The sequence below is a fragment of the Peribacillus sp. NPDC058075 genome, from assembly GCF_042885195.1.
Classification (GTDB): domain Bacteria; phylum Bacillota; class Bacilli; order Bacillales; family DSM-1321; genus Peribacillus.
Genome location: NZ_JBHVSL010000005.1, coordinates 89,247 through 111,679, shown reverse-complemented (window position 1 = coordinate 111,679; position 22,433 = coordinate 89,247). Strand labels below are relative to the sequence as shown.

Here is a 22,433-nt window from a genome sequence, read left to right as displayed (position 1 = left end):
GAGAGAAAGATGGGAAAAGCAACAGGATTTATGGATTATCCGAGAGAAAAACCAAAAGACCGGAATCCTCTCACTCGTTTAAACGACTGGAGAGAGTATACAGCTCCTTTCTCTGATGAAAAGTTAAGTAAACAGGGAGCGCGGTGTATGGACTGCGCCACCCCTTTCTGCCATATGGGCATGGAATTGAACCGGGTCACAACGGGCTGTCCGATTCATAATCTGATTCCGGAGTGGAATGATTTGGTGTACCGCGGCAGATGGAAAGAAGCATTGGACCGTTTATCGAAAACAAATAATTTCCCTGAATTCACCGGGCGCGTCTGCCCGGCCCCTTGTGAAGGGTCTTGTACGGTGGCGATAAGCGATCCTGCCGTTACCATTAAGAACATTGAACGGACCATCATCGATAAAGGATTTGAAAATGGCTGGATCACGCCTCGCATCCCTGAAAGCAGGACCGGCAAGAAAATTGCCATCATCGGTTCAGGCCCGGCAGGATTGGCAAGTGCCGACCAGTTGAATCAAGCAGGTCATTCGGTCACGGTTTATGAGCGTTCAGACCGTGCAGGCGGGCTGTTGACATACGGTATCCCGAACATGAAGCTTGAAAAAGATGTCGTTGCACGCCGGATCAAATTATTGACCCAGGAAGGCATCGATTTCATTACCAATACAGAAGTGGGCAAAGATATTTCAGCCGAAGAACTGCAAGATCAATATGATGCAGTCATCCTTTGCACAGGTGCCCAAAAGCAGCGTGACCTTGTAATTGAAGGACGCGAGGCAGCAGGCATTCACCTTGCGATGGATTACTTGACGACTTCGACTAAAAGCCTGCTGGACTCCAATTTTGAAGACGGCAAGTTCATAGACACAAAGGGGAAGGACGTCATCGTCATCGGCGGCGGGGATACAGGAGCTGACTGTGTCGCAACTGCCCTTCGTCAAGAATGTAAGAGCGTCGTACAATTCGGGAAGCATCCAATCCTTCCGACGGTCCGTACATCCGATAATATGTGGCCAGCCTACCCGAATGTGTTTTCCCTTGATTATGCATATGAGGAAGCGGAAGCGAAATTCGGTGCAGATCCGCGTCAATACTCAATCCAAACAAAGAAGATTGTAGCCGATGAAAATGGCAACGTGAAAGAATTGCACACAATCTCAATGGAAAAAATCAAAGGCGATGACGGAATGTACATTTTCAGGGAAGTTCCAGGAACTGAAAAAGTATGGCCTGCACAATTCGTTTTCATCGCAATCGGATTTGAAGGAACGGAAATGCCGCTATTAACTCAATTTGGCGTAGAAACAATCAATCAAAAAATTGATGCCGTTTATGGCGATTACAGAACAAATGTCGAAGGAGTCTTCGCTGCCGGAGATGCAAGGAGAGGGCAAAGCCTCATCGTTTGGGCAATCAATGAAGGCCGTGAAGTAGCGAGAGAAGTAGACCGCTACTTGATGGGAGCATCGGTATTGCCTTAAAAGCAAAAAAAGGAAGTGCCATTATGGTGCTTCTTTATTTGTGTGGGGATGTGGTACACACGAGTAAAACAACCGAATTCACGAGTGAAACGCCAAAACTCACGAGTAAATGGTGGAAACTCACGAGTAAAACGCCGAAACTCACGAGTAAATGCCCCGAATTCACGAGTAAAACGCCGAAACTCACGAGTAAATGCCCCGAATTCACGAGTAAAACGCCAAAACTCAAAAAGTAACGAACTCAAAAATTATCAATCATGTAACGGAAAACAACACGTTTAGGAGATTCCTAAGCGTGTTATTTATTATGATTTAAAACTAGCTGGCAAGTATTGTTCACAGACGATGATGTCATCGTCTTTTAGAAAATGGGGATGTGTTTCCAACAATATGGTTTTGAGGTGTCTGGCATCCTCTCACTTTTGTACGCACAAATTAATGGAAACGACAGCTGATTTACAGCTTCATCTACTGTTCTCTCAAATTCCTCTATGATGTGCAGCGGCTCTTCATAGGGTTGCCCATTCCACATGTGCTCATGATCGGAAGGAGATTTTATTTTCAACATAGGGCTGTACCATTTTATTAAAGTATTCTTCGATTGCAGGAGGATGATAACTGCCGCTTAAACAATAGAAATCGAAGTTGTTCACAAAATGAAGGAAATCCATTTGATCTCCCGCTGCGATGCCATCTTGGATATAACTTAAAACCTGGTTAATGTTTTTTGATCTTCAAACAACTGATCATTTTGCTTTTCAATCTATCATTCCTTCTTTCATGTATCGCTTCAATCATACTTAAATTTCCATAGGCAGGACAAAATGAGCATTTTTTAACAAGGACAAAAAGCAATCCTTCGCAAATGAAGGATTGCTTTTCCGGATTATTTCAGCCGCTCGAATAGGTCGGTCATTTTATCCAAATTGCTTATGTTCTGGTTGCATTTCATACTGTCCAGACAAATATAATTCCCTTTTTTAATGAAAGTACCTTGGACGGTTCCTTTTGTTTCAGACATGAACATCCCTACTTCTTCAAAGCGGCTGCATATGGCACAGATCCCTTTTTTGTTGGCAGGTTTAATGGTTCCGTGCAATCCGGTGAGTTTATTATGATGGGGTGCAATGATGTATTTCTTTCCGGATCCGAGATCATCCCATCCCAAGTAGGTAATCTCTCTCAAATCGATGTTTTCCAACAAAGGGGCTTTCAATTTCTTTGCTTTCGGAAATAATTTTTTTATCGTTTTTTCGGTTACTTCTTTAAAGGGGATCACAAATGGCTTTACCTGTAAAAGAAAGGCTTCGGCATGGGCGGGATCCTTGATGGTATCTACTGGATCCAGCAGTTGTTGTTGCTCTTCGCTCAAGTCACTGAATAAGCCTAGAACTCGTTCTTTGGCGACTGTTTTCAGGGTGTTGATCACATCCTTATCGTTGGCAGTCGCGTGTCCATTTATGAGAATCTTCGTTTGGGATTTTATGAAGTTGTACTGCTCGCTCCTGATAAAAGGTTCCATTTTCTTCACTCCTGTTTCTGTTGCTCAATACTTGCCACAGTGTACCGTTTCTCTTTACTTTACAGAAATCGCATCTGCTTTAAAAGGGGGAAAACGACTAAGAAACGTACTCGGCATACGAATAGCACTGATATCATTATCAGTGCTACTCCTGCAATTCTATTTAGAATAAACGATTTTCTTGATGGTTTCCTCGGAGAGAAAATGTTCCTCGGCTAATTGATGGATGGAATGCCCGTGTTTGAATGCATATTTTATAGAGGCATTTCGGTCATCGATCATTTCCCTTGATCCCGAACGGGTTCCCCATTTGTGATGTGCCTTTTCAGGTTTAGGGATATATATGGTTTCACCTTGCACATATTTTTGAATTTCAACGATCAGCTTTTCAGGCAAAACGGCCGTTGCTTTTACATATCTCATTTCTGCCAGCCCCTTATTCTTTTTTAAGAATGAAATAAGGTGCAAAGCCGAATATTAGAAATGATAAGGCGGGCGATTAAATTTAGATTAATTCAACCCCATGCAAAGTATCGCCTCCAATACTAGGCTTTGCATGAGATGCTGCAGAAGGTGGCATTAACATTCGTATTGCCATCTTTACACCTCCCCTTTGTGTTTCTGATGAACACGTATTGTTCTTATTATAAAATAGATAAGGGTGGTTGCCAAACTTTTTCCAATGTTAAAGCTGAATCGGCGGGCTGATTGTTTGATAATGTTTTGAGTCCATGAAATAATTTGAAAGGAAACCAAACTAACCATTATGGGAGCTGACTTTATGAAAGTATTCGTAGTTGGGGCAAATGGGCAGATCGGTAAACATCTTGTAGATTTATTAAAAGAAAGCCCCGATCATAGTGTACGGGCAATGGTTCGCAAAGAGGAACAAAGTGAGCATTTAGAGAAAAAAGGAATTGAATCTGCAGTCGTCAGTTTAACTGGAACAGTGGATGAGATTGTGAATGCGGCAAAAGGCTGTGATGCCATCGTGTTTACTGCAGGGTCCGGAGGAAGCACCGGTGCTGATCAAACGCTGTTGATTGATCTGGATGGTGCAGTTAAAACGATTGAAGCGGCAGAAAGCTTGGGAATCGACCGATTCATTATGGTGAGTGCTTTTCAGGCCAATAATCGCGAAAATTGGAATGAAGCGATCAAACCGTATTATGTGGCCAAGCACTATGCAGATAGGGCATTGCTACAAAGCGATTTAAATTATACGATCATTCGGCCTGGCGGTCTGGTGAATGAACCGGGAACGGGAAAAGTGACAGCCGCCGAGGAATTGGAAAGAGGTTCGATTGCCCGTGAAGATGTGGCCCGAACGATTCTTGCGTCATTGACTGAGGAAAATACCTACAAGCGTTCTTTTGATTTAATCTCTGGCGATACTGCAATCGCGGAGGCATTGAGGAAAATTTAACGAAAAAAGGAGGCAGAGCCACTCAGGCGGAGTGGGCTCTGCTTATTTAATTCCTTCAATATGCTTGATGACCTTCGCTGGGTTTCCACCGACGACAACGCCTTCAGGAACATCCTTTGTTACGACGGCACCTGAGGCGACGACGGAATGACTCCCTATTGTAACGCCAGGATTGATGATGGCCCTTCCGCCAATCCATACATGATCCCCTATCGTAACCGGCTTTCCGTATTCCACTCCAGAACTGCGTTCAAAGGGATCCAGCGGATGTGTGGCTGTATAGATATGCACGCCGGGAGCCAACATGCAATCCCTGCCAATTTTCACTTCACAAACATCCAAAATGACACAATCAAAATTAGCATAAAAGTTTTCCCCGACAGAAATGTTGTATCCATAGTCACAACGGAAAGTGGGTTCAATATATACATTTAGCCCAGAGGAACCTAAAAGCCGCTTCAGCAATGCACTCCGTTCATCCCCTTGGCTTTCCGTAGTCTGATTGTATAACCGGGTCAATTTTCTGGCATTTTCCCTGTCTCTGATTAATTCCGGATCAGCGGCCATGTAAGGTTTCCCGCTCACCATCTTTTCTTTTTCAGTATTCATGTGTACTCCTCCTGTTTCTTTTTTTATATAGTTTAGATAAATATCTGAATATTAAAACATTTTTTTGCAAAATAAATTGCAGTACTTTTTACTCAACTTTTCTGTTGAATCTAATGCCTCACTCGTTTTCTTGAAAAGAAGTAAGAAAAGAAAGATTTTTCCGAATAATGAATGAGATAGCTTTGACAAACGTTCCGCCGGATTTTATAGTAAGGAGAGTTATGGATGATTCATAGTTTCATGAAGGTCCATTTTAACAGATAAGTAGAATGGTTCGAAGTTCATGTCACTTTTTTTACCGGAAATAGATGGACAACTCTTTTCTTCATTAAGATCATCACAAAACAATGGAGGGTTCTATATGTCACAGAAAGCACCGCTGTCTTTTGTCATTGTAACAGGATTAATGCTTTTTGCTTTGTTTTTTGGTGCAGGAAACTTAATTTTTCCTGCCATGCTCGGTCAATCCGCGGGGACCAATTTATGGTCGGCCAGTTTAGGATTCATCATTACTGGTGTTGGACTGCCATTCATTACAATATTGGCCTTTGGTTTTTCGGGAAAAAATGATGTTCAATCGCTTGCAAGCAGGGCGCACCCGTTATTCGGAATCATTTTCACAGTCGTACTTTATTTATCTTTGGGACCGCTTTTCGCGCTTCCAAGAACGGGAAGTGTATCCTACGAAATAGGGATTAAACCTTTCCTATCTAATGATGCCAGTTTTTTACCATTGCTGGTCTTCACGATCATATACTTTGGAATTGCCTGTTTGTTATCCATCAATCCATCAAAAATGCTCGATATCGTCGGAAAAATATTAACACCGCTATTATTGATTTTCATCGGGATTCTCATAGTGGTGGCCATCATTAACCCAATGGGTGAAATCCAGTCACCAGCGACTGATTATTCAGATAATTCTTTCTTCAAGGGATTTAAAGAAGGCTATTTGACCATGGATACGCTGGCTGGATTTGCATTTGGGATCATTGTCATCAACGCGTTCAAAGATAGAGGGATAACATCAAGAAAAGAAGTGTTAGGCTACTGTCTGAAAGCCGGCTTAATAGCTGCCACCTTGTTGGTGATCGTTTATGCGTCCATAACTTATGTGGGGGCAACAAGTGTGGAAAAACTAGGTCAACTGGGGAATGGCGGAGACGTTTTGGCTCAAGCCTCGAATCATTTTTTTGGACCGGCTGGTGCCGTATTATTAGGGTTGATAGTAATCGCTGCTTGCCTGACTACAAGCATCGGTTTGATAACGGCTTGTGCTACGTATTTCAATAAAATACTGCCTGCCGTATCGTATAAATCATATGTCGTCATCTTCTCCGTTTTCAGTGCGGCTGTTGCCAATGTAGGTTTGACCAAGCTCATTTCCATTACAGTCCCTGTGTTAACGGCGCTTTATCCCGTGGCGATCGTTTTGATTGTTCTTACGTTCTTCCATTCCTTATTCAAAGGGAAATCGGAGGTATATTTAGGAAGCTTATTATTAACGGCCATCATCAGCATAATGGATGGAATAGTGGCATCAGGCATTAAAATGGATGCCGTTTCGGACCTTTTCACTCAATACCTTCCACTATATAGTGTAGGGGTGGGATGGGTGATTCCTGCCATCATCGGCGGTGTATTGGGCTATATGGTTTACCTGATGAAAGGTGACCCTAAGGAAGCCTATTAAGGGATATCATTCACTTTCATCGAATCTTGAAAGGAGCTGTCTTGATGACAGCTCCTTAGTTTGTCTGCAAAAGTGAGTTCGGCACCTCGAACCATGATTTTAAAACAGGACTAAATTACATGTTTTTTACTATAACCTCGTTGGATTGTAGAGATTTGCGACACCCTGCCGAATATCTGGCTAGCCAAGACCCCACAGGCGCTTTCGGTGAGGAGGCTTGGCAGACAGTCGGCGGAAAGGGAGCGGATTTCTGAATGGAAAAATGCAGGACAAACTCGCTTTACTCCGGTCTGGGAGCTGTCTTGATGACAGCTCCTTTTCTTAGTGTTTGTTTTTAATGGGAAAGAGCCTTAAAATGTTCAGAAAGGGGTGTAGGAACATAATGATCAATCGATTACCAATAGAAATAGCAAATATATTACAAGCTAGCAAAAAGAATCCTGCTCAATTTGAGGAATTGATCAGGAGCGGCGGATATCTGCCTCCCGAGATGGAGTTGATGGTGGATGCCATCACGGCCTTAAGCATGGGGAAGAATATCCTTTTGAAGGGTCCGACGGGGGCTGGAAAGACAAAGTTTGCCGAGACATTATCGAATTTATTCAACCAGCCGATGTTCAGTGTCAACTGCTCAGTCGACTTGGATGCCGAGAGCTTACTGGGCTTCAAGACGTTGGCTTACAAAGAGGAAAAACAGGTGATAGAATTCGTACCTGGACCTGTGACCAATTCGATGAATCACGGTCACTTCCTATATATAGATGAGATCAACATGGCAAAACCTGAAACTCTGCCGCTTATCAATGGTGTGCTTGATTACAGAAGGACCATAACGAATCCGTTCACGAATGAAGTCATAACGGCAAAAGAAGGCTTTAATGTGATTGCTGCAATCAACGAAGGGTATGTCGGTACAGTGCCGCTGAATGAAGCGTTAAAAAATAGGTTTGTCGTCATTGAAGTTCCTTATATCGAAGGGGAGCAGCTAAAGCGATTGATAGAAACCAATACAAAGTTGAAGGACCCAAGAAGTATTGAATTGTTCGTTAAACTGTCGAGTGATTTGATAAATGCCGTGAATCAAGGGAAAGTGGCTGAAGATGCGGCATCGATCAGGGCTTTGCTTGATGCTTGCGATCTGAGTGTGTTGATCCCGCCGAAACGGGCGATTCTTCGTTCCATTGTAGATAAGTTGGACGAGGAACGGGAGCGTGAGTTTGTAAAGAACTTGGCTGACACATTATTCTAACTAGGAGAATGCCAAATGAAGTATATCCGGTTCAATGATTCAATAATAGATACGGCTCTTTTTTTACAGCTGCAGGATCTCTCGACTGTTTTATCTGGCATTCCTGAGCTGGAATTCGAATACAATTATGGCTCCTTCATTGATTTGGTCGAAAATAAGGTCACAGCCAGTCACTTTTGGGAAAATGGCAATAAGGAAGTGAAGGAAGCGGGACTGAAAACGGACGTGCTCCTTAGAACGATAGGTACGCTGCATCATACCACAATCCAGAGTATGAAGGATTATCAGGACATCATTGGGGAATGTTCGCTGCCGAAGTTTTCAGCCCAATTATTCGCTTTACTGGAAGATTTAAGATTGGAAGAATTGGTGAAGAAAGAAAGGCCAGGCACGAAAAAATGGTTTTCGGTAAGGGGAGCTTACCTTAAACAATATTTTGAAAGCCAGTTGGCGACGAATGTCACAAGAAGTTTTGCACTGGATGAATTATACTGCCTCATCTATTTACTGCTTCAATCTGACAGGCCGGATCCGATTTTTCCAAGGGCCAATGTAAGGCAGCTTGAAGAACTGGAGAAACTCAAACCGTTCATCCATTCCGTCTTTGAAGCCACTAAAACCAGTGATATCACTAGGATTTGCGAGCAAATCGTTTTCCGTGTGAACGATGGATACGAGGATACGATGAATGAGTATTTCATCTTCCCCATTGCAAATGTGGAAAAGTATAAATCAAATACCTTATTTGATGAACTGACAAGAAATGATGAACTGTTGAACGATGATACAGAAGATGCAGACGAAGAAAAAAGTGAGTTCATTGATGAAAAATTCTCGACTTGGCACCGGGAGAATAAGAACGGCGAGAGTAATTCGACATTTCTTCAATTTGAATTGGAGCAGGGAACGAAAACAAGTCTGATGGGCGGCGGTGCCCGGGAAGCGGAAGATGCAGACCAAGCACTGGCTTCGATCCAGGGTTCATCAGGGGAAAGTCAACAAAAGGAATACAATCAGCAGGAAACGCTGGAGAAGAAACAAACCAATATGGGCAAAAGCGGTGAACATCCATTTGGTGAAGAAAATAAAGACGTTGTCCAAGTGATCAAGGAAGCAAAAATTCCAACACTAACGGAAGAGAAGCGCTACCGTGAGTTTGTTGCGGATATCGAACCGTTTAAGAGAAAACTCTCCAGTACAATTGAAAAAACACTGGAAAATAAAAAGAACGCGCCAAGAAAAGATTTGGCTTTTGGCCGTTTATCGAAGAAATTACTGCCGCTTGTATTTGAAGAGAATCCACGGGTTTTTTATAAAAAGAACCAGGATTCAAATGAAATGGATGCCGTATTCACATTGCTTATCGATTGCTCGGCTTCCATGCATAACAAGATGGATGAAACGAAAAGGGGGGTGGTCCTGTTTCATGAAGTACTGAAGAAATTAAGGATCCCCCACTCGATCGTGGGATTTTGGGAAGATGCAAATGAAGTGAGAGAAGGATATCAGCCAAACTACTTCCATGTGATCCAATCCCATTCCGATTCTCTTTATCTAAACTCAGGAGCTAAAATCATGCAACTTGAGCCAGAGGAAGACAACCGGGATGGATACAGTATCAGGGTTGCCGCAAAGGAATTGGAAAAAAGACGCGAAAAAAACCGTTTCTTGCTCGTGTTTTCCGATGGTGAACCGGCAGCTGCCGATTATGATCAAAATGGCATTGTCGATACACATCTTGCTGTTTCGGAAGCCAGGAAAAAAGGCATAGAAGTCATCGGCCTGTTTCTAGCAGATGGAGGCATCGAGGAAAGTGAAGAAATGACGATGAAAAACATTTATGGCAAAGAACGCCTAATGATTCCAAGCGTAGCGGAATTGCCAGAGCAATTTACACCGCTGCTAAAAAAGCTGCTGCTGAAGAGCATATGAGAAACGAAGTTCCCCCACTCGTCATTTAAAACAAGCACATGCATTTGATTAGAATATTAGTCAAAAAACGCAATAGGATTCAAGATCTTACTGCGTTTTTTGTTTGTCATGCCAGTTATTTGCAATAATTGAATATATTGAAGGGGAATTGAAAAAATGAATGCGATTCTTTTGTGGGGATTTGGGTAAACCATAGATGAGGAAGTGATCATTTTGTTGAATTTACTTTTTATGTTGCTTTATCTTATAATCATTATTCTTGTTATTGAAATATCGGTTACCTTGATGAAATTGACTGGATTAAAAAGCACAGTGGCAAGATTTCAGGTTATCTCCATGCTGACGGGTACCGGTTTTACAACTGACGAGTCAAAATCCATTATTGATCATCCCATTCGAAGGAAAATAAGCATGTTCTTGATTTTATTTGGTGCTTTCTCGCTTGCTGTCATCATTTCATCGATTAGTACATTGCTTACAGATGATCTGCGCTTGATGGAGTTAAGCATCATTATAGGGATACTGGTGGTTTTAACCATTTTAGTGAAAGCTCCATTCCTGAATAATAGAATATCGAATAAGATGAAAAGTGAAATGTACAATCATTATGAATTATGGGAACACCCGATAGAGGAGGTCCTGTTTTTAGAAGAGGAAGACGTGGTCATGGAAATCGATATTTATGAGAACTCCCAATTCATCGATGTCAAAGCCTTTGATGTCATTTCAGATGGAGCCGACATCAATATTTTATTTATTGAAAGCGGAGAAGTGAAAATCAGAAAAGAGCTATATGAGTATAAAATCAAATTAGGGGATAACCTCTTTTTATATGGAAATAAAGAAGAGATAGAAGAAACATTTTCTAATGAAATCGAAGAGATGAAGAAGAAGAAAAGTGCATCAGACTGAAAAGATCCCAGCCTGAATTTAAGGCTGGGATCTTTTGAAGAGGGCTTCATTAATGTTTTTTATTCGGTAATTTCTGAGCGGGATTCCCATTGCCTTGACGGCGGAAATTGCCTTCTTCCTTTTTCTGCTGCTCTTGAATGCTTTCAACAAACTCCTTTGAACTTTTCATGGAATGTACCTCCTCCGTTATTTTCTTTTTTACTATAACCAGAAGAGGTGGAATTCATGAGTAATGCATGTGATCTGACTTCATTAACGGGGAGAAAAGACTAACTATCATAAGAAGCATGGACACTACATGCAAAAAAGGAAGCCTCTGGACGAAGTTATGAATGATGTATCCATTACACAACCATATTCCATCAATTGCTTCCGCACGACCACTAGCATTGCACCACCCGAAACGCCTCGAAGTCCTTCATTAATACCCTTCAAAAATTTCTGTTAAATATAACGCGGAAATTAAACCAAAAAGGATTCCTTACGCCTTTCTAAGATGGACACACCTTTGCCGATACACTGGATATATTTTTTTAAGATATTGGATTTCAAAAATGAATTGTCAAGATTCGATTCAGATGATTGAATTGAGTAATAAAACCTGTACTCAATTAAACTGAATTCAAAAAAGTGAAGCAGACCTACTACCTATAGGATCGATACAGTTTTATTGTTTGGAAAATATCCCTTTAAGTATCACAATCTAGTGTTAGAATACATTACATTAGAATATTTTGAATATTGACAAAAATATGGACGATATCTATAATAATCAATAATAATATCCATGAATAAACGTTTATTGGAGTTTTGCCTATGGAACGGACAATGACTGTCCGCGATTTATGTGAGGTGCATACTCATTTACTGGACAATGATATTCAAATTCTTGAAAACCTATCAACGAATTTATCGTTGATAGCTAATTTGAATAAAGCGAATGTATTTATTGATTGTCCGGTGCTTGAAGGGAAGCATGCCATTGTCGTCGCAGAGGCATGCGGGCATTCCGTGAATTCGGTTTATGATTATCCGGTTGTCGGGAAATTTGCCTATGAGGCTTTCGAACCGGCCGTATTTTATGTATTGCGTACCGGAAAGGACATGTTCGTGAATCGGGCATTGACTCAAGAGGGAGCAATGGTCCAGCAAAGTGTCGTTCCCATCAAGGGGGAATCCAATCGGGTCATCGCCGTTTTGATCATGGAAAAGGTGATAGACGAAGAACCTGAAGCTTCAAATCAGTTTGATAGGCAAGATCAAAAGAATTCCTTAGTTCCTGAATTTATCGAGGAGTCCATTTTCCTGATTAATAATCAAAATCTGCTTGTTTATACGAATCCTTCTGCCATTAACTTAGTGTCGGAAATGTGCATGACGGAATGTGTCTTAGGGGTATCCATTTTCGACTATTTTCCTGACTTTGCCGAAGTTCTTGCTTCAAAAGAGGACATTTTAATGAAGGAAATGAACATTGGTAAAAAGATTTTCCAAATAAAGAAATTCCACTTGGGCAATAAGAATTCCAATGAAACGTTCATCATCATCCGGGACCTGACTGAACTGCGGGATAAAGAGAGAGAGCTGATTAGCAAATCAGTAGCCATTCGTGAAATTCATCATAGGGTGAAGAATAATTTGCAGACAGTTGCCAGTTTACTTCGGCTGCAAATGAGGATAGGGGCCCCTGAAGAAATCAAGCCCCATTTATTGGTCAGCCTGAACCGGGTGTTAAGCATCTCGACAGTTTACGAAATCATTTTGGCAAGCAGTAAGGTCGACCATGTGGATCTTCTGGAGCTTATTAGGAAAATAGGCGATATGATTGTTCATACGGAGGATCAAGCTCGTCAAAGCCTAAGCATTGAATATAGTGGTGGTGAGTTTCATTCCATAGATTCCGACATTGGCATTTCTGTCGCGCTGGTGGTGAATGAGCTCATTCATAATTGTGTGAAGCATGCTTTCAAGGAAGGGACGGAAGGGAAGATTACCGTATGCTTGCAAAAGGATGGTCCTGAATTGGTAATTCAAGTTAGAGACGATGGCATTGGATATTCACCTGCAATGAAACCAACTTTAGGGCTGGATATCATCCGCATGACGGTGGAAAATGATTTGGATGGGGAGTTTTCGATTCATCGGATTAAAGAAGGTACCCTGGCTTCTGTAAGATTTCCATACAAGAGGTAGGTGGGAGAAGTGGTCAAGAGGATTTTGGTCGTGGAGGATGAATCGATTGTTCTGCTTGATATAACGATCATGCTCAAGGATGCAGGCTTCGATGTGGTAGGACATGCCCGTAATGGCGAGAAGGCGATTGAATTGGCACATGCATTACAGCCGGATCTCGTTTTGATGGATATCAAAATGCCAAAAATGAATGGGCTTAAGGCTAGCGATGTGATATCCAATACCTTTCAGATTCCGGTCCTGCTTTTAACCGCATTCAGCCAGCGTGAATATATCGATGAGGCGAAGCGGGCGAATATCGTCGGTTATCTTGTAAAGCCGATTACGGAGGCGAATTTGATTCCGGCAGTGGAGATAGCTTTGCTGCAAGCAGCCAATACAAAGAAGTATCAGGAACGAAATGCTCAATTGGATGAAACGCTCACAAATCGTAAAGTCATTGAAAAGGCAAAAGGAATCATCATGAAAAGGAAGAATGTAACTGAAGAAATCGCTTACAATAAACTGAGAAGGTTAAGCATGGATAAGCAGCTTTCCATGGAGACGGTGGCACGACGAATCATTGCAAATGATCAAAAACAAGTAAATAGATGAAGCAATGGCGCTTTGATGGACCAAATTGGTTGTAGGCAGGCATTTCTGCCGAAAAACCTGAATTTGGGCTATAAGAGGCGTCTTTTTTATACCCTTTTTTAAAGTCGATAGGCCAAATCAAATCCGAATTCAGGGGGAATATGTATGGAGATGGTAGGTAAATTCGTTATTTATATCATTATGGTGTGTGCCGTTGTCGGTGCTATTGCATCGATTAAAGACAGTGAGCAGGGCTTGGGGAAACAGTTCATGGAAGGTTTGCATACCGTTGGCCATATATTTATCCCGGCAGCTGGTATCATGGCTTCGATTCCTTATTTATCATGGTTCATCGATACAGTATGCGGCCCGATTTTCGCTGCGATCGGTGCAGATCCTGCCCTCGCCGCAACAACGATTTTGGCAACGGATATGGGGGGTTACCAATTAGCTGCCGAGCTGCAGGAATCATATGAAGGCTGGATCATGGCGATGATTGTCGGCTTTATGTCTGGGGCAACGATTGTATTCTCGATTCCAATGGGGCTTGCAATGCTGGAGAAGCGTGATCATAAATACATGGCACTTGGTGTCATGTCAGGAATCCTGACGATTCCGATTGGCGCTTTTATCTCAAGCGTGCTTGTGGTGGCAACGAATTCGAAGATCCGCGAAGTGATTTCCACAAATGCGGATTCTACTTACGAATTCGCGTTGAGCTACTTGAAAATTGCCCTGAATCTTTCCCCTCTTCTTATTTTTGTCGTCTTGCTGGCGTTAGGTCTTTATTTCCTGCCGGATTTGATGATCAAAGGTTTCATGTGGTTTGGAAAAATATTGGATGCCGCGATAAAACTTATACTCGTGTTTTCAATCGTGGAAATTTTCACCGGACTGTTTTCTAATGTATTTGGTGCTTGGGGTTTCCATCCGATCATGGCCGATAAGGCAGACCAGTTTCGTGCCCTGGAAACGGCCGGGTATATCGGGATCATGCTGGCAGGTGCTTTTCCAATGATTTACCTGATTCAAAAATATGCAGGCAAGCCTTTGGAAGCGATGGGCGGGAAAATCGGATTGAGCAAAGCTGGGAGTGCAGGGATATTAGCCACGGTAGCCAATATATTAGCAATGTTCAAGCTTGTTAAAGAAATGCCGCCGAAGGATAAGGTCATAAACATTTCCTTCGCTGTGTGTGCAGCCTTCCTATTAGGCGATCATTTATCATTCACAGCCAACTTTCAACCCTCCTTGATATTACCGATCATTGTCGGAAAGCTATCTGCCGGAGCGATTGGAATCGGTCTTGCTTACTGGCTGTCCGTTCCGAAAGCTTTGGAATTAGAAGAAAAGGATCGTGCAGCAGGGGTTATCGGCATAAATGAATATAAAACGAAAAGCGAGGAAGAAAAAAGCAACGAAATCCAAGTGGTGTAAAACTGGGGTGTGATTTTAATGTATGAACAGGTGGAACGAATCATCAGTGCAGGAATTGATATTGGCACCAGTACGACGAAACTTGTTATCAGCGAGCTTTCGCTTAGGAATGTGGCGGGTGGCGGACAGGTACCAAAAATCGAAATTACCGATAAGGAAGTTCTATATCGAAGTCCCATTTTCAGGACCCCGCTTGTATCAGAGACGGTAATTGATATACCTGCTGTTCAAAGAATGGTGGAAAGTGAATACCAAAATGCGGGAATCACATTCGATAACATACAAACAGGGGCTGTCATCATCACTGGGGAAACGGCAACCAAACAAAATGCAGAAGAAATGGTATACCGGTTATCTAAAGCGGCGGGGGAATTCCTTGTAGCGGCAGCCGGCCCGGATTTGGAGGGAATCATTGCCGCCAAGGGGTCCGGTGCCTATCAACATTCCATCAAGACAAGAAAGACTGTAGCGAACATAGACATTGGCGGTGGAACGGCGAATATTGCCGTATACCGTTCTGGCATGCTTTGCGGAACTTGCACACTGCATATAGGAGGCCGTTTGGTGGAGTGGGAGGGGGCAAAGGTTAAGGTTGCTTCTTCAATAGGAAAATGGCTGAAATCAAAGGGGCTCTCTCCTTTGAATGGTGATGGGGCAATCATCGCAAATGAAATGGCAAAGGCACTTTCGAGGTTTTTGGCTGGTTCATTCACAAAAGAAGATGAACTTCTTTTAGTGGGGAAGGAGCCATCATGGGAAGGACGAATCGATGTGTTGATGTTCACGGGTGGTGTCAGTGATTGCATCTATCATCAAGAACGGGAGGACAAAAGCTTCCGGGATATCGGCATGATGCTTGCGGCCTCTATTAAGGAAAATGGAGAATTGGCTGGATGGGAGTGGGAACAGCCTGTTGAAACGGTTCGGGCGACTGTTCTTGGAGCAGGCGCACATACAACTGAAATCAGCGGAGCAACCATCGAGGTGAATGATTCTCATCTGCCAGTTCGTAATATCCCAGTCTATCGGGTCGATTTTCATGGCGTGCTTGATGATGTAACCGCGAAAATGGCACAAGCTGTTAAGGATGCGATCACAATATACGACGCCTTGCAGGAGGGGCTTAATTTTGCCTTTTATTTAACGAATTTACCTTATCAATCATTTCGGGACATTCACCGGCTCGCAGTCGCTTGTACCGAGGCTTTGATGCAAAAACCGAATCGGCAGCAGCCTCTGATCATTGTCATGGATAGTGATTATGGGAAGGCACTTGGTCAAACCATTCTAGCGAACCAACCGGATCTGCCGGTCATCTGCATTGATCAGACAGTAGTGGAACATGGTGATTATTTGGATATAGGAAGGCTGCTGCGGACAGGGGTCGTTCCAGTTGTAGTAAAAACGCTAACCTTTCACAGTTAGGAAAAGGAGGATTATACGATGAAATTATCCACTCAATACTTTGGGGAAATCCATCAATTCAAATCGTTGAAAGAAGTACTGGCCAAAGCGAATGAAGAGAAATCAGGAGATAGGCTTGCGGGAATTGCAGCAGATTCCGTCCAAGAACGGATTGCGGCGAAAGCGGTGCTTAGCGAATTGACTTTGGCTGACATCAGGAACTATCCCCTGCTCTCCCCGGAAGAGGATGAGGTGTCGCGGATCATAGATGGTCTCATCAATGGGACCATCTATCAATCCGTGAAGAACTGGAGCGTTGCCGAGCTGCGTGAATATATTTTGAGTGACGAAACGACCGGCGAGGATTTAAAGCGATTAAGCAGGGGATTGAATAGTGAAATGATTGCTGCGGCAGCCAAGTTAATGTCGAACCTCGACCTTATTCATGCAGCCAATAAAATCGAAGTGCTCACCAAGAATAATAGCACGATCGGATACAAAGGAACGCTTGCTTCGCGACTTCAGCCTAACCACCCGACCGACAATGTGGATGGCATGCTGGCTTCTTTAAAAGAAGGCCTCTCCTATGGAGTCGGGGATGCACTCATTGGAATCAACCCTGTCGATGATTCGGTCGAAAGCGTAAAGCGGCTGCTTCATGCTACACAGGATGTCATCCAGAAGTGGGACATTCCGACCCAAAATTGTGTGCTTGCGCATGTGACCACGCAAATGAAGGCCGTACAGCAGGGGGCGCCTGCTGATATGATCTTTCAAAGCATAGCCGGAACGGAAACGGCCAATCGCTCTTTTGGAATTAACGTACAATTGCTCGAAGAAGCTAATGAGATCGTGAAGGCCTATGGGACCGGCACAGGTCCGCAGCATCTTTATTTTGAAACGGGGCAAGGCTCGGAGTTATCGGCTGAAGCGCATTTCGGTATCGATCAGGTGACGCTTGAAGCCAGGAACTATGGATTTGCCCGCTACTTTGATCCGTACATTGTCAATACGGTCGTCGGATTCATCGGACCTGAATATCTTTATAACAGCAAGCAGGTCATCCGAGCCGGGTTAGAAGACCATTTCATGGGAAAAATGCATGGATTGCCGATGGGTGTGGATATTTGCTATACGAATCATATGAAGGCGGATCAAAATGATATTGAGGACTTGGGTGTTCTTTTAACGGCAGCTGGTGTGAATTTCATCATCGCAACTCCGATGGGGGATGACTGCATGTTAAACTATCAGTCTTTGAGTTACCACGATATAGCGACTTTGAGGCAAACGATGGATAAGCGGCCTGCCCCATTATATGAAGCTTGGCTGGAGAAGATGGAGATTATGGAGAATGGAAAATTAACGAAGCGTGCCGGTGATCCAACTATATTTAACAATTAGGAGTGGATGATATGGGGATGAATAAGGAAGATTTGGATGCCTTGATGGCGAAAACCCCTGCGCGAATAGGTGTAGGCAGGTCAGGGACCCGGCCGAAAACGGATTCTTGGCTGAAATTCCGTTTTGACCATGCGGCGGCCGTCGATGCTGTATATGGTGAAGTCAGTGATATTCTTTTGAAACGCTTGGATTTATTCAAGGTGAAAACGAAGGCCGATGATAAGGAAGTCTATTTACGGCGGCCGGATTATGGCAGAAAGCTTTCGGATGAAGCAAAGCGGGTGATAGAAGCTAAATGCAAAAAGGCTCCAACAGTTCAAATCATCATTTCCGATGGCTTAAGTGCCAAGGCGATCGAAGAAAATGTGGAGGACGTCTATTTATCTTTCAAACAATCTTTGATGGTGGCAGATCTGGATACGGGTACACCTTTTTATATTGAAAAGGGCCGGGTTGCCGTGATGGATGATATCGGTGAAATCCTTGGTCCTGAGGTCATTGTTCTGTTGATTGGTGAACGGCCTGGTCTAGTCAGTGCTGAATCATTGAGCGCTTATATTTGCTATAAGCCACGTTTGGGCACCATTGAAGCAGAAAGGATGGTCATTTCCAACATTCATAAAGGAGGGATTCCCCCGGTTGAAGCTGGAGCACATCTTGGCACGGTCATTCAAAAGATCCTCAAATACCAAGCGAGCGGCATGTCCCTCGTGAAAAAGGAACATGAAGAAGAAAAGCGTGAAAAACTCGGTTGAAAAAAGTGAAGGAGCGAATCACTTCTCTTAGTTTGCAGGCAAAAAGGGGTTTGGAATGTTTTCATCCCAAACCTTGATTAAAACAAGGATAAACTTTATTGTTTTCAACGTTGATTTCCACTACAGGCACACGCTTTCAGCGGGCGGTCCGGGAGCTTCCTCGGCGCTCTTTGCGCCTGTGGAGTCTCCCTTAGAAGCGCTTTCCCCGCAGGAGTATCGTACCTTCCATTTCAATCAACTTTGTTTAAAACTTTAGATTGAACTCCTATTGTCTAAAAGTTTGTAACGGTCTCATCTCGAACCATGATTACAATATAAGACTAGATTATTCTTGATGTTTTTTACTGTAATCCTTATTGGATTGAGGAAATTTGCGACACTCCTGCCGAGGAGGCCTGGCAGACAGTCGGCGGAAAGGGAGCGGATTTCTGAAATCAGCTGGCACGTTTTTAAATAAAAACTGCAGGCATACTCGATTTATTGAATTTGCCTGCAGTCTGGGGGAGCGAATCGCTCCTCTATTTACTTGTTCCTAAATTCCATAATCCAAACGGGTTGTAGAAGGGATGGTCTTCTTCATATCTAAAATCCTGAAGGCCCGTCAATATAAAGTCGGGTGCATCTTGCTGAATGCTAAACGTTTCGCCATTCTTAAAGAGAGGCCGTTCACCTACATGGTAATAATTAAATGTGTTAAGCAGAGCAGCCGCCTCTTTCGGGCTCATTGTGTTAAGTGTCACGGCATCCGGAAGACCGAAGGCTTTCATTCCGAATGAACAATAATAGTCTTCCTCTCCGATGATCGTGACAAAATGGGCATATACCGAGAGAATATCGGGGCTATGATGTAGATGCTGCCAATCTTCTTTTGAATGGGCAATTCCAGCGGTTTCTATCTTCACTGCCATTCCGCCTGCCCTTAGGATCGCTGCCCCGGCATCAATCAAATCGATAACAGTTCCGGTATTGGATATATCGGCTATTATATAAACGGTATAGGTATGGTCATGGATTTCCTCTAATGCATTCTCTGAAAAGGCGTCTTTACTTGCGTAAGAAAAGCTCTCTTTTAAAGTGGGTTCATAATCATGGATCTCCGCCTGAAACGTAATGTTTTTATCACTGTTATGAAAAACATTCCCGGCTAACAGATACCCTTCGCTTTGGGAAGCGACCGTTTGAATCAATTCTGTCCGGTCCTTCCATTTACCGGGTATCCCGATGATGATTTGGTTGTCCTTCATGGATCATCTCTCCTTTCCAATCACTTCATACTATACCACTGCTGATGATTTCCATAGTATTTCAAAAAAAATAATGCCAATCACCGATAAATGCCAGTGAGGGATGTGCAGGACTTTTTCAAAATTATACAATTGATGTATAATATAATCTAGTAAACGTATAGCCTATCTTCATAGGAATTCCCCTTGTGGGTTTTCTCATAGGGCCGTATCTTAATAATCTATTCGTATATATCAATGATGAAAGAGAGTGGAATATAATGGGTCGTAAGTGGAATAACATAAAAGAAAAAAAAGCGTCAAAAGATGCTAATACTAGTCGGATTTATGCTAAGTTCGGACGGGAAATATATGTAGTGGCAAAACAAGGTGAACCAGATCCAGAATCCAATCAGGCATTAAGGGTCGTGCTTGAGCGTGCGAAAACGTACAATGTTCCAAGAGCGATCATTGACCGTGCGATCGAAAAAGCCAAAGGCGGTTCAGAAGAAAACTATGACGAACTTCGTTATGAAGGGTTCGGTCCAAATGGTTCAATGGTCATCGTGGATGCATTGACAAACAACGTGAACCGGACAGCATCTGATGTACGTGCCGCATTTGGGAAAAATGGCGGGAATATGGGTGTCAGCGGATCTGTTGCTTATATGTTCGATGCAACGGCTGTCATCGGGATTGAAGGTAAAACGGCTGATGACGTTCTTGAACTGTTAATGGAAGCGGATGTTGATGTACGTGACATCATTGAAGAAGAAGAAAGTGTCATCGTTTATGCCGAACCTGAACAATTCCATGCTGTACAACAAGCATTCAAGGATTCAGGAATCAGCGATTTTACAGTGGCAGAGCTGACGATGCTTGCACAAAATGACCTAACCCTTCCAGAAGATGCACAAGCACAATTCGAAAAGATGATTGATGCATTGGAAGATTTGGAAGATGTTCAACAAGTTTATCATAATGTAGATCTTGGTGAATGAAATAACAAGCAGACCTTTGCTATATGATCAAAGGTCTGCTTATTTTATATGAAAGAAAAGAGCCTGTTTACGAAACAGGCTCTTTTCTTTTGATTATTCACTTATGGTAATTCCGGAAAGTTCACGATCCTTCTTTACCTTTTCCAATTCCGAGATTGTGACAAGTTGATAACCTTGGTCATGCAGTTGTTTGATGATTTTTCCTGCAGCCTGGGCGCTAGTTTGGTAGATATCATGCATTAAGATGATACTGCCATCTTTGGCTTTGCTCATCACTTTGTTTACGATTTTCTTTTCATTCCGTTCTTTCCAATCTTCGGGATCGATATCCCAAAGTGTGACTTTCATATCCTCCATGTATTCACGCACATTATTGTTAATCGCTCCATATGGGGGACGGACGAGATTTGGCTCTGCCCCTGTAGCTTTTTCTACAGCGTCTTGGGTCTTTTCGATTTGATCTTCGATTTTGCTTTTGCTTAAGCGCGTCAGCTGCGGATGATCCCATGAATGGTTGCCGATCTCATTTCCTTGCTGCAGCATTTTTTGAAGAACTTCCGGATAGTGCTGAACGCGGCTTCCAAGCACGAAAAACGTCGCGTGACCATCATACTTTTTCAGGTTTTCAAGAATGGACATGGTATGACTTGGATGCGGCCCGTCATCGAACGTCAAGGCAATGACCTTTTTTGAAGGGTCGATCCATTCATTTTGCACGGGCAGTTTGGCAACGATATGTTTCGGCTGCCATTCCTTTACACGATCCTCATTCAAATCTTGACTTTGATAGGAATCTAGCAAACTATCTTTAAAAAGTTCCTTCTTGATGGCTATTGTATGGGTCTTGGTTGAATGATCAGTCTTAACGTAGAATACAAGCGTATTTTTCAAGACTGAAAAAGAATTGAAGTTGGCTGCCTTCAGTTTGTTTTCCTTTTTAATGAGACTGTTTGAAATGCCTTCTTCTTCCTTCTCCGTTAACTCTTCAAAAACAATATCGGATAAAACGGATAAATAATCAGTATCCGTGGCAAAGATGTCTTCTATGGAGAGCTTTTGCTGAGATGGAATATCATAAGTGAAGATCTGGGTTCCAGACTGCTTCTTTCCTTCCACTTGCTCATATTTATCGAAGGAAATCGTAATGGTCTGTTTGCTGAAATGGAGGATTGTATAGGTGAGGTTAAGCTCTGAAGCTTTGCCGTCGGATGCTTTCCATTTCTTTTCATAATCCTTAATTTCTTTCTTTATGTAGGCTTCTAGCTGCTTGTCGATATTTTCTAAATGCAGAACGGGCCTGCTGGCTGAATATCCGCCTTTCGTATTATCTTTCACATACGTTTGAATATCGGCTTCTGGGTAATTTATATCGGTTGTATAGGCCGAAACCGTTCTTTTCTTATCAAAAGCAAGGCTTTTGATGGCTAACCCCAACGTTCCCACAGCAGCTGTTAGACAAAATAGAAAAACAAAGACTTTTTTATAATTTAATTTACTCATGATGCACTCCACCTCGATAATCATTCTACTATATAGACGCGCCAAAAGCCTTAAAAGTTTGTTAAAAATTTCATTTTTTTATTTTTATATATTTCCTTGTTCATTTTCA

At 42.7% G+C, this 22,433-nt stretch carries 19 protein-coding genes and 1 pseudogene; 13 read left to right on the top strand and 7 right to left on the bottom strand.

Annotated elements, in window-relative coordinates; translation table 11 throughout:
• Nucleotides 1–9 precede the first annotated feature (9 nt).
• Nucleotides 10–1,491 carry a glutamate synthase subunit beta gene (locus ACFVS1_RS23995; RefSeq protein ID WP_387551326.1) on the top strand — a complete coding sequence of 494 codons (1,482 nt, stop codon included), beginning with the start codon at nucleotides 10–12 and terminating at the stop codon, nucleotides 1,489–1,491.
• Here the strand turns inward: ACFVS1_RS23995 and ACFVS1_RS23990 are convergent.
• From ACFVS1_RS23990 to ACFVS1_RS23980, 3 genes are all read right to left on the bottom strand, one after another.
• The gene (locus ACFVS1_RS23990; protein WP_387551323.1) at nucleotides 1,488–1,736 is read right to left on the bottom strand and encodes a hypothetical protein; all 249 of its coding nucleotides are present in this window, start codon (nucleotides 1,734–1,736) and stop codon (nucleotides 1,488–1,490) included. The two genes, ACFVS1_RS23995 and ACFVS1_RS23990, sit on opposite strands and share 4 nt — an antisense overlap.
• Before the next feature lie 641 nt (nucleotides 1,737–2,377).
• Nucleotides 2,378–3,013, bottom strand: coding sequence for a FusB/FusC family EF-G-binding protein (locus ACFVS1_RS23985; protein ID WP_387551320.1), 636 nt, complete (start codon nucleotides 3,011–3,013; stop codon nucleotides 2,378–2,380).
• A gap of 159 nt (nucleotides 3,014–3,172) precedes the next feature.
• Nucleotides 3,173–3,436, bottom strand: a complete 264-nt coding sequence (locus ACFVS1_RS23980) for a CD3324 family protein (RefSeq protein ID WP_387551317.1) — start codon at nucleotides 3,434–3,436, stop codon at nucleotides 3,173–3,175.
• Nucleotides 3,437–3,794: 358 nt separating this feature from the next.
• On the opposite strand from ACFVS1_RS23980, the gene ACFVS1_RS23975 reads away from it, so the two are divergent.
• Entirely contained in the window at nucleotides 3,795–4,439 is a 645-nt protein-coding gene (locus ACFVS1_RS23975) for an SDR family oxidoreductase (RefSeq protein WP_387551314.1), read from the top strand.
• Between the two features lie 42 nt (nucleotides 4,440–4,481).
• On the opposite strand, the gene ACFVS1_RS23970 is transcribed toward ACFVS1_RS23975, so the two are convergent.
• Complete coding sequence (locus ACFVS1_RS23970) at nucleotides 4,482–5,048, bottom strand: sugar O-acetyltransferase (RefSeq protein ID WP_352926114.1); 567 nt, start codon at nucleotides 5,046–5,048, stop codon at nucleotides 4,482–4,484.
• 361 nt (nucleotides 5,049–5,409) lie between these two features.
• Between ACFVS1_RS23970 and brnQ the strand changes: the two genes are divergently transcribed.
• The 4 genes from brnQ (at nucleotide 5,410) to ACFVS1_RS23950 (ending at nucleotide 10,834) form a co-directional block, all read left to right on the top strand.
• The gene (brnQ, locus tag ACFVS1_RS23965) at nucleotides 5,410–6,741 is read left to right on the top strand and encodes a branched-chain amino acid transport system II carrier protein (RefSeq protein ID WP_387551310.1); all 1,332 of its coding nucleotides are present in this window, start codon (nucleotides 5,410–5,412) and stop codon (nucleotides 6,739–6,741) included.
• A 382-nt stretch (nucleotides 6,742–7,123) separates the two neighbouring features.
• The gene (locus ACFVS1_RS23960) at nucleotides 7,124–7,990 is read left to right on the top strand and encodes an ATP-binding protein (RefSeq protein ID WP_387551307.1); all 867 of its coding nucleotides are present in this window, start codon (nucleotides 7,124–7,126) and stop codon (nucleotides 7,988–7,990) included.
• 15 nt (nucleotides 7,991–8,005) lie between these two features.
• On the top strand, nucleotides 8,006–9,922 hold the full coding sequence (locus ACFVS1_RS23955; RefSeq protein WP_387551304.1) for a vWA domain-containing protein: 1,917 nt from the start codon (nucleotides 8,006–8,008) through the stop codon (nucleotides 9,920–9,922).
• Between the two features lie 213 nt (nucleotides 9,923–10,135).
• On the top strand, nucleotides 10,136–10,834 hold the full coding sequence (locus ACFVS1_RS23950) for a hypothetical protein (RefSeq protein WP_387551302.1): 699 nt from the start codon (nucleotides 10,136–10,138) through the stop codon (nucleotides 10,832–10,834).
• Nucleotides 10,835–10,883: 49 nt separating this feature from the next.
• Here the strand turns inward: ACFVS1_RS23950 and ACFVS1_RS23945 are convergent, their stop codons facing one another.
• Entirely contained in the window at nucleotides 10,884–11,003 is a 120-nt protein-coding gene (locus ACFVS1_RS23945) for a DUF4023 family protein (RefSeq protein ID WP_061465287.1), read from the bottom strand.
• Between the two features lie 647 nt (nucleotides 11,004–11,650).
• Between ACFVS1_RS23945 and ACFVS1_RS23940 the strand changes: the two genes are divergently transcribed.
• The 6 genes and pseudogenes from ACFVS1_RS23940 to eutC all read left to right on the top strand — a co-directional run.
• Nucleotides 11,651–13,027 (top strand): sensor histidine kinase, encoded by a 1,377-nt coding sequence (locus tag ACFVS1_RS23940; protein WP_387551298.1) that lies wholly within the window; start codon nucleotides 11,651–11,653, stop codon nucleotides 13,025–13,027.
• 9 nt (nucleotides 13,028–13,036) lie between these two features.
• Entirely contained in the window at nucleotides 13,037–13,621 is a 585-nt protein-coding gene (locus ACFVS1_RS23935; protein ID WP_048686321.1) for an ANTAR domain-containing response regulator, read from the top strand.
• A 144-nt stretch (nucleotides 13,622–13,765) separates the two neighbouring features.
• The gene (gene eutH, locus ACFVS1_RS23930; RefSeq protein WP_387551294.1) at nucleotides 13,766–15,037 is read left to right on the top strand and encodes an ethanolamine utilization protein EutH; all 1,272 of its coding nucleotides are present in this window, start codon (nucleotides 13,766–13,768) and stop codon (nucleotides 15,035–15,037) included.
• An 18-nt stretch (nucleotides 15,038–15,055) separates the two neighbouring features.
• Entirely contained in the window at nucleotides 15,056–16,462 is a 1,407-nt protein-coding gene (locus tag ACFVS1_RS23925) for an ethanolamine ammonia-lyase reactivating factor EutA (RefSeq protein WP_387551291.1), read from the top strand.
• Between the two features lie 18 nt (nucleotides 16,463–16,480).
• Complete coding sequence (locus ACFVS1_RS23920; protein WP_387551288.1) at nucleotides 16,481–17,845, top strand: ethanolamine ammonia-lyase subunit EutB; 1,365 nt, start codon at nucleotides 16,481–16,483, stop codon at nucleotides 17,843–17,845.
• A gap of 29 nt (nucleotides 17,846–17,874) precedes the next feature.
• Nucleotides 17,875–18,600 (top strand): annotated as a pseudogene (eutC, locus tag ACFVS1_RS23915) (ethanolamine ammonia-lyase subunit EutC); the annotation flags it as partial.
• Nucleotides 18,601–19,118: 518 nt separating this feature from the next.
• Here the strand turns inward: eutC and ACFVS1_RS23910 are convergent.
• The gene (locus ACFVS1_RS23910; protein WP_387551285.1) at nucleotides 19,119–19,844 is read right to left on the bottom strand and encodes a DUF4261 domain-containing protein; all 726 of its coding nucleotides are present in this window, start codon (nucleotides 19,842–19,844) and stop codon (nucleotides 19,119–19,121) included.
• A 260-nt stretch (nucleotides 19,845–20,104) separates the two neighbouring features.
• Here ACFVS1_RS23910 and ACFVS1_RS23905 point away from each other — a divergent pair, with 260 nt between their 5' ends.
• Nucleotides 20,105–20,824, top strand: a complete 720-nt coding sequence (locus tag ACFVS1_RS23905) for a YebC/PmpR family DNA-binding transcriptional regulator (protein WP_241593404.1) — start codon at nucleotides 20,105–20,107, stop codon at nucleotides 20,822–20,824.
• A gap of 93 nt (nucleotides 20,825–20,917) precedes the next feature.
• Here the strand turns inward: ACFVS1_RS23905 and ACFVS1_RS23900 are convergent, their stop codons facing one another.
• Complete coding sequence (locus ACFVS1_RS23900) at nucleotides 20,918–22,324, bottom strand: polysaccharide deacetylase family protein (protein WP_352926135.1); 1,407 nt, start codon at nucleotides 22,322–22,324, stop codon at nucleotides 20,918–20,920.
• Nucleotides 22,325–22,433: the final 109 nt, after the last annotated feature.